This is a genomic window from Cellulomonas gilvus ATCC 13127, from assembly GCF_000218545.1.
In the GTDB taxonomy this organism is placed as follows: Bacteria; Actinomycetota; Actinomycetes; order Actinomycetales; family Cellulomonadaceae; genus Cellulomonas; species Cellulomonas gilvus.
Genome location: NC_015671.1, coordinates 3,520,442 through 3,526,441 on the forward strand (window position 1 = coordinate 3,520,442; position 6,000 = coordinate 3,526,441).

A 6,000-nucleotide genomic window follows, 5' to 3' on the forward strand; every position below is an offset into this window, starting at 1 on the left:
CGCCTCACACGGCGCACACGCCCCTCGTGACTCTCCGCGCCTCGAGTCGCCGGTCGCGCTCGTCACACCGCTCGACCCTCGCGTCGAGGCCCAGGCGTCCGCGTGCGCAGACTCTGAGCGGCGTCTCGGCGCGTACGCGCCTCGGGCGGGTTCGCATCGACCATGCCACCTTGCCCGCAGTCGCCGCGCGCGCCCCCTGGCGGCCCGGTGTCCACGCCTGCGTCCTCGTGCGTAGGCCGGGTCCGCCGTGGCGGCTGACCATCTGTCACGCGATCTGCCCGAGGCGAGGCTGGGGCCGGAGAGTCAGCCACCGGCTGAGGAGCCGCCGCGGATCGACGCCTCGGCCGGGAGCGCCGGCACCAACTCCCACTGCCCGGCGTCCGGTTGGCGGGAGCAGGAGGGCAGCCCTGCCCGAGCGGTGAGACGGTCGCAGTGCCCGCAGGAACGCAGCCCCCACGGGCGCCGAACGCGCTGCCACGTCGCTCGACTGCTCGCGGCGATGACACGGGCCCGAGCTGAGTTCCGAGCCGACTGCAGCGACGGCGGCCCGCGTTTCACGTGAAACAGCATGCGCTGCCCGCGCACTCGTCAGGCGTCCGTCCTCTAAGGGACTTCCTCGGTGGCGGACTGCAGCTGCTCGACGACCGGCGCATCAGCACCCGGCGACCCGACCGCGATCCGGTCCAACCGCTCGGCCCCGCCGCCTCGAGACCGACACCGACACGCACGCCGACAACCGGTCGGGGTCGCCCCGCCAGAGCCCGGTCGCGGCGACTGCCGAGGCGTCCATGACGACCATGTCGGCGGGGTGGGCAGTGCGCGGTCGGTTGCCTCGTCCCTGGCCCGCGGGAATGTCTCCCAAGAGCAGCGTCGTGAGCGGCAGACTGATGGTGTGGGGCACACCGTGATTCAGGTTCCCGTACCGGCGATTGCGCCGATCGCTGCACGCCTCATGTCCGCACCCGTGTGCCCGCACGTCACCGTGCTCGGTCCATTCGTCGATCGGGACGACGTCGATGACGAACTCGTGGGCACCATCCGTGAGGTCCTGGATCCAGTTCGAGCCTTCGACTTCGAGCTGTCCGCGGTCGGTCACTTCAGCGGTGGGCTGACGTATCTGACGCCCACTCCCGCCAGGCCGTTCATCCAGCTCACGGTCCTGCTCGCGGACGCCTTCCCGGAGTGGCCGCCATACGGCGGCGCGTTCGACGAAGTCGTCCCGCACCTGTCGATCGGAGAGGCGCTTCCCCGTTCTGACGTCGCCGGGCTGAGGGAGTTGCTCCCTATCAGCGCGCGAGCGGACGAGGTGACCCTCACCTGGTGGTCGGAGCGCGCCGCCGACGTGCTCGTGCGCTTTCCGCTCCGGCCGTAGCAGCGACTTGCGCCGATGATGGCGAGGACCAGACCCCCGCGATCGGCGACAGCATGCTGTCGCACCTGGTGGTCAGCGCTCGTCACTGCCTGACAGGCAGCAGCGATTCGACGACCTCGCAGCACCGCCAGGGTTGGTCGTGTCAGTGATGGGGCGGCCGCTTGGTCAGCCGCGGCGTGCAGCGGCGCTGGCGGTCGCAGGTCTCGGGTGTGACCGAGAGACTCCGTGGTCAGGCACGAGTCGTGCATGAGGAGTGAGCCCAGTCCCCAGGACCCCACCAGAGCAGGTGCGCGACGTTCTGGCCAAGGCACGCCCGAAGGCGCCTCTGCGGGTCGACGTGCTTCGTCCCGGAGTTCCACGTGACCCAGCCCGACCTCACCCTCCCCGTAGCCACCGTCCTCACGCCGCTCGAGGTCGACGTGCCACCGCGTGACGATCAGCGACCGGCGCTTGTCGAGCGGAGGTACGCGGCGCCTTGCCCGCACCCGCACTTACACTCGCCCGGGCGACGCCGTCGTGGTCTGTCCGCGGACGGAAGCCGGTCCGCGAGCGTTGCACAGGAGGCGACATGGATCCCGATAAGCGTCCGGAGGTCGTGTGCCTCTGCGGGTCGATGCGCTTCGTCCAGGAGCTCCGCGTCATCCAGCGCGACCTCACCATCGCCGGCGCGATCGTGCTCGCGCCAGTCGAGCTCGACGTGCCGCTGAGTGAGCATCAGTGGCGTGCACTGGGTGCGCTGCACCTGCGGAGGATCGACATCGCTGACAGGGTCGTGGTCGTCAACCCGGGCGGCTACCTCGGCCCCTCCACCTCCCGCGAGATCGAGTACGCCAGCGCGGCAGGGAAGCCGATCACCTACACGCACGGTTCGACCTGACCCGTCGCTGATGCTGGAACGACCACCCGCCCGGTGCGGGTGGGACGCGGCTCGGCCGTGGGAGCCCGCTGCGCACCAACCCGGGCGACTCGCACCAACCGCCGTGGGCCAGGGACCGAGGCGGCCACTCACTGCCAGACCGTCGGCGGCGGCTGGGGTCGACCACGCCAGTGCACGGAGACCGACCACGGTCGGCTGCGTACCCCAGGGCCGTGGATGCGCGCGGAGGCCCGGCGGGCCGCTCGTCCCGGCGCCCCGCGGCACCACCGCCGCAGCAATCAACCGAACGGACCGAGCGTGCGTCGAGCGGGGTCGGCTGCGATCGACCGGCTCGCGAGCGTGCCTCCACACCACGCCGCGGCGGGCCGACCAAGACGCCACGTGGCGCGCGCGAGGTTCGACCATCACCCGAGGCGAAGGGCTGCCGCTCCCCCGGGTAGCGAAGGTGTCCCGACGTGCCCTCGTCGGAGGGGAGACGCGGCCTCCGCTGGCACGCGCGTTTCACGTGAAACGGCCCAGCGCGACCGCCTTCTCACCGACGTGCACGGCACTCCGAGCGCCCACGCGGCTGCTGAGAACGAGTTCCCCACACGCACGAGCGACGACCTCGCGGCCGCCGTGTAGCCCCGGCCCCGACGGCCGCGCCGCCGGTCGGCCCGCCCCGAGCTGCTGACAGCGGGCTGGGCCCTACACGCACAGAGCGGGCGACATCAGTGAAGATGTCGCCCGCTCGTGGTCCTTCACCGCTCAGGCGGGCCGGACCACCACGTGCCGCTGCGGCTCGACGCCGTCCGAGTCGCTCACCAGGCCGGCCTCGGCAACGGCGTCGTGCACCACCTTGCGCTCGAACGGGTTCATCGGCTCGAGCGCGACCGGCTCGCCGGTCTCCTTGACGCGGGCGACGGCATCGCGTGCCACGGCGGCGAGCGCGGTGCGACGATCGGCGCGATATCCGGCCACGTCGAGCATGAGACGGCTGCGCTCCCCCGTCTTGGCCTGCACGGCCAGGCGCGTGAGCTCCTGAAGGGCGTCCAGCACCTCACCGTCGCGGCCGGCGAGCCGACGCAGGGAGCGGTCGGCCGGGTCCTCGGACACGATCTCGACGGCGGCACGACCGTGATCGACGTCGATGTCGATGTCACCGTCGAGGTCGGCGATGTCGAGGAGCTCCTCGAGGTAGTCGGCCGCGATCTCGCCCTCCTCCTCGAGCCGGGAGGTGGAGTCGCGGGTCTCCGCGTCGGGCTGGGTCGTCATGGGTGATCTCCGATCTGGGATGCGGGTCGTCGCGTCAGGGCGACGTCAGCTCTGGGAGGGCCGGGGCTTCTTCTTCTTCCCGTTCGCCTTCGGTGTCGCGGGCGGCGTGGTCTGCGGGGTCGCGGTGTCGGCCGCGGGAGCGTCGGTGGCGTCGCTGGAGTCGTCGGCCGCACGAGCCGCGGGCGCACCGGGTGCCGAGGTCGGGCGCGGCTTGGCACGGTCCTTCCGCTTGGGCTGCTGGCGCTGCCCACGCGGACGATCGTCGATGACCTCGGACGGCACGTCGACGACGGGGCCACCCTTGCCCTTGCGGGCACGACGCTCGAGCATCGCCTTCTCCGCCTGGGAGCCGGGCGCCGGCATCCGACGGATCGTGTAGAACTGCTGGCCCATCGACCACAGGTTGGTGGTGGTCCAGTAGATGAGGACACCGATCGGGAAGTTCACGCCCGAGAACGCGAAGATCAGCGGCAGGACGTAGAGCAGCACCTTCTGCTGCTGCGCCATGGGGCCCTGCAGCGCGGCTGGCGGCATGTTCTTCATCGTCAGCTGACGCTGCGTGAGGAAGGTCGTGGCCGACATCGCGACGATCAGCAGGATCGTGACGAGCTGGATGTGGATGTTGCCGTCCGCGCGCATGAACGTTCCGGACAGCGGCGCACCGAAGATGGTCGCGTGCTCGGCGGAGTACGCCAGCGGCTGGTCGAGCGGACCGACCGCCTTCATGTCCCCGTTCGAGATCTTCTCGAGCGAAGACAGCACGCGGAACAGGGCGAAGAAGATGGGCGACTGCAGCAGGATCGGCAGGCACGAGGCGAACGGGTTAGTCCCGTGCTTGCGGTAGAGCTCCATGGTCTCGCGGCTCATGGCCTCACGGGACGCGGGGTCGGTCTTCCCCTTGTACTTCTTCTGGATCGCCTGCATCTCGGGTGCGAGCAGCTGCATCCCGCGCGAGGCCTTGATCTGCTTGAAGAACAGCGGGATGAGCAGGATCCGGATCACGATCACGAGGCCGACGATCGACAGCGTCCAGGCCAGTCCCCCGTCCGGGTCCATGCCGAGCGCGCCGAACAGCGAGTGGAACTGGACCATGATCCAGGCCACCGCGATCATGATCGGCTGGAGCAGACTGTCGAACCAGTCCATGGGGCAGAGCTCCTGTCAGGGGTGTCAGTGGGCGGGGTGCGCCGCGTCGAACCGGCGGGAGGCACGTGCCGGGGGCACGTCGTCGACCCCGCCGGGAGTCCAGGGGTGGCAGCGCAGCAGCCGCCGGGCGGCGAGCCACGCCCCGCGAGCGGCTCCGTGGCGTCGGATCGCCACGACCGCGTACTGCGAGCATGAGGGGTAGTACCGGCAGGTCGGGGGCCGCATCGGTGAGACCAGGTGCTGGTACAGCCAGAGCAGACCCAGCAGCGCACGCCCGGGCAGCCGGGCGACGAACCGGCCGACGCGCCGCGCGACGATCACGACCGCTCCCGCACGCGCCGGGCCGCGGTCCGGAGCGCACCGTCCAGATCCGTCGCGAGACGATCGCTCGGCGCCCGCGCGGCCGGACCGAGCGCGCGGACCACGAGCGTGCTCCGCTCAGGGAGCTCGGTCAGGCGCGGTGCCATGAGCGCGCGGAGCCGGCGCTTGACGCGGTTGCGCACCACGGCGCCGCCGACGGCCTTGGACACGACGAAACCGACCACCGGGCCAGCAGGCCCGGGGTCGGTTCGTGTGCTGAGGTGGACCACCAGCGTCTCCCGTCCGGCTCGCGCACCGCGTCTGACCGCGAGCTCGAAGTCGGCGGACTCACGCATCCGGTGCGCTGCGGGCAGCACCGACGCAGGAGGTCAGGCCGAGAGCTCGCTGCGGCCCTTGCGCCGACGGGCGGCGAGGATCGCGCGGCCGGCACGCGTACGCATGCGCAGACGGAAGCCGTGGGTCTTGGCCCGGCGCCGGTTGTTCGGCTGGAACGTGCGCTTGCTCACGAGAGTTCTCCCACTTGGTCCATCGGAATGGGCGCGCGTTGCGCGCGACCAGGTCTGGATGCCCGGGCTCGACTGCTCCTCCGGACCACGCCGCGATCGACCGACCGCGCCGTGCTGGGCGTCTAGGCGCGCCAACAGGAGCCTTCAATGGGCTGGGTAACGGTACGCCGGGACCCCGCGATGGGTCAAACCCGAGCCGCACCACACCCATCGGGAGCGGCAAACGACCAACGCTCCCCTACGGCGGCCGCCGTCACCAGACGACACGCCGCACCGCGACGCGCGCACCATGCCGACCGTCACCCGGCCAGACCCTGCCCACGGGCGCTTCGTCCACACTACGATCGGTCCTCGTCCTGTGGATGGCGCCCTCGTCGACCACGGCACCGACGTCCGACGAACCCGGCTCCAGGGCCGTGGTCGCGCGTCACGGAACGGTCCTCACCCCGCACGGAGCCGTGGGCTCACAGGTGTGGACAAGTGTGTGGACAACTGGAGCCGTGCGAGACTCGCACCTCACTCGA

General features: G+C 71.1%; 7 protein-coding genes. 2 read left to right on the top strand and 5 right to left on the bottom strand.

The genetic code is table 11. From position 1 onward, the window contains the following. The first annotated feature begins 892 nt into the window (after positions 1-892). The gene (locus tag CELGI_RS16130) at positions 893-1,372 is read left to right on the top strand and encodes a 2'-5' RNA ligase family protein (protein WP_013885206.1); all 480 of its coding nucleotides are present in this window, start codon (positions 893-895) and stop codon (positions 1,370-1,372) included. Positions 1,373-1,940: 568 nt separating this feature from the next. Beyond that, positions 1,941-2,249, top strand: a complete 309-nt coding sequence (locus CELGI_RS16135) for a hypothetical protein (protein WP_013885207.1) — start codon at positions 1,941-1,943, stop codon at positions 2,247-2,249. Positions 2,250-2,996: 747 nt separating this feature from the next. Here CELGI_RS16135 and CELGI_RS16140 read toward each other — a convergent pair. From CELGI_RS16140 to rpmH, 5 genes are read right to left on the bottom strand one after another with little or no spacing between them, the layout of a single operon-like run. Next, the gene (locus tag CELGI_RS16140; protein ID WP_013885208.1) at positions 2,997-3,503 is read right to left on the bottom strand and encodes a Jag family protein; all 507 of its coding nucleotides are present in this window, start codon (positions 3,501-3,503) and stop codon (positions 2,997-2,999) included. A gap of 45 nt (positions 3,504-3,548) precedes the next feature. Next, entirely contained in the window at positions 3,549-4,649 is a 1,101-nt protein-coding gene (gene yidC, locus CELGI_RS16145) for a membrane protein insertase YidC (protein WP_013885209.1), read from the bottom strand. Between the two features lie 24 nt (positions 4,650-4,673). Further along, a complete protein-coding gene (gene yidD / locus CELGI_RS16150) occupies positions 4,674-4,970 on the bottom strand; it encodes a membrane protein insertion efficiency factor YidD (RefSeq protein WP_013885210.1) in 297 nt (98 codons plus the stop codon). Further along, the gene (gene rnpA / locus CELGI_RS16155) at positions 4,967-5,326 is read right to left on the bottom strand and encodes a ribonuclease P protein component (protein WP_041574250.1); all 360 of its coding nucleotides are present in this window, start codon (positions 5,324-5,326) and stop codon (positions 4,967-4,969) included. The genes yidD and rnpA overlap by 4 nt, the downstream gene beginning before the upstream one ends. A 12-nt stretch (positions 5,327-5,338) precedes the next feature. Continuing rightward, positions 5,339-5,476, bottom strand: coding sequence for a 50S ribosomal protein L34 (gene rpmH / locus CELGI_RS16160; protein ID WP_013885212.1), 138 nt, complete (start codon positions 5,474-5,476; stop codon positions 5,339-5,341). Positions 5,477-6,000: the final 524 nt, after the last annotated feature.

Coding starts and splice junctions, on each gene's coding strand:
- CELGI_RS16135 (WP_013885207.1), top strand. CDS start 1,941: ATGGATCCCGATAAGCGTCCGGAGGTCGTGTGCCTCTGCGGGTCGATG.
- CELGI_RS16140 (WP_013885208.1), bottom strand. CDS start 3,503: ATGACGACCCAGCCCGACGCGGAGACCCGCGACTCCACCTCCCGGCTC.
- yidC (WP_013885209.1), bottom strand. CDS start 4,649: ATGGACTGGTTCGACAGTCTGCTCCAGCCGATCATGATCGCGGTGGCC.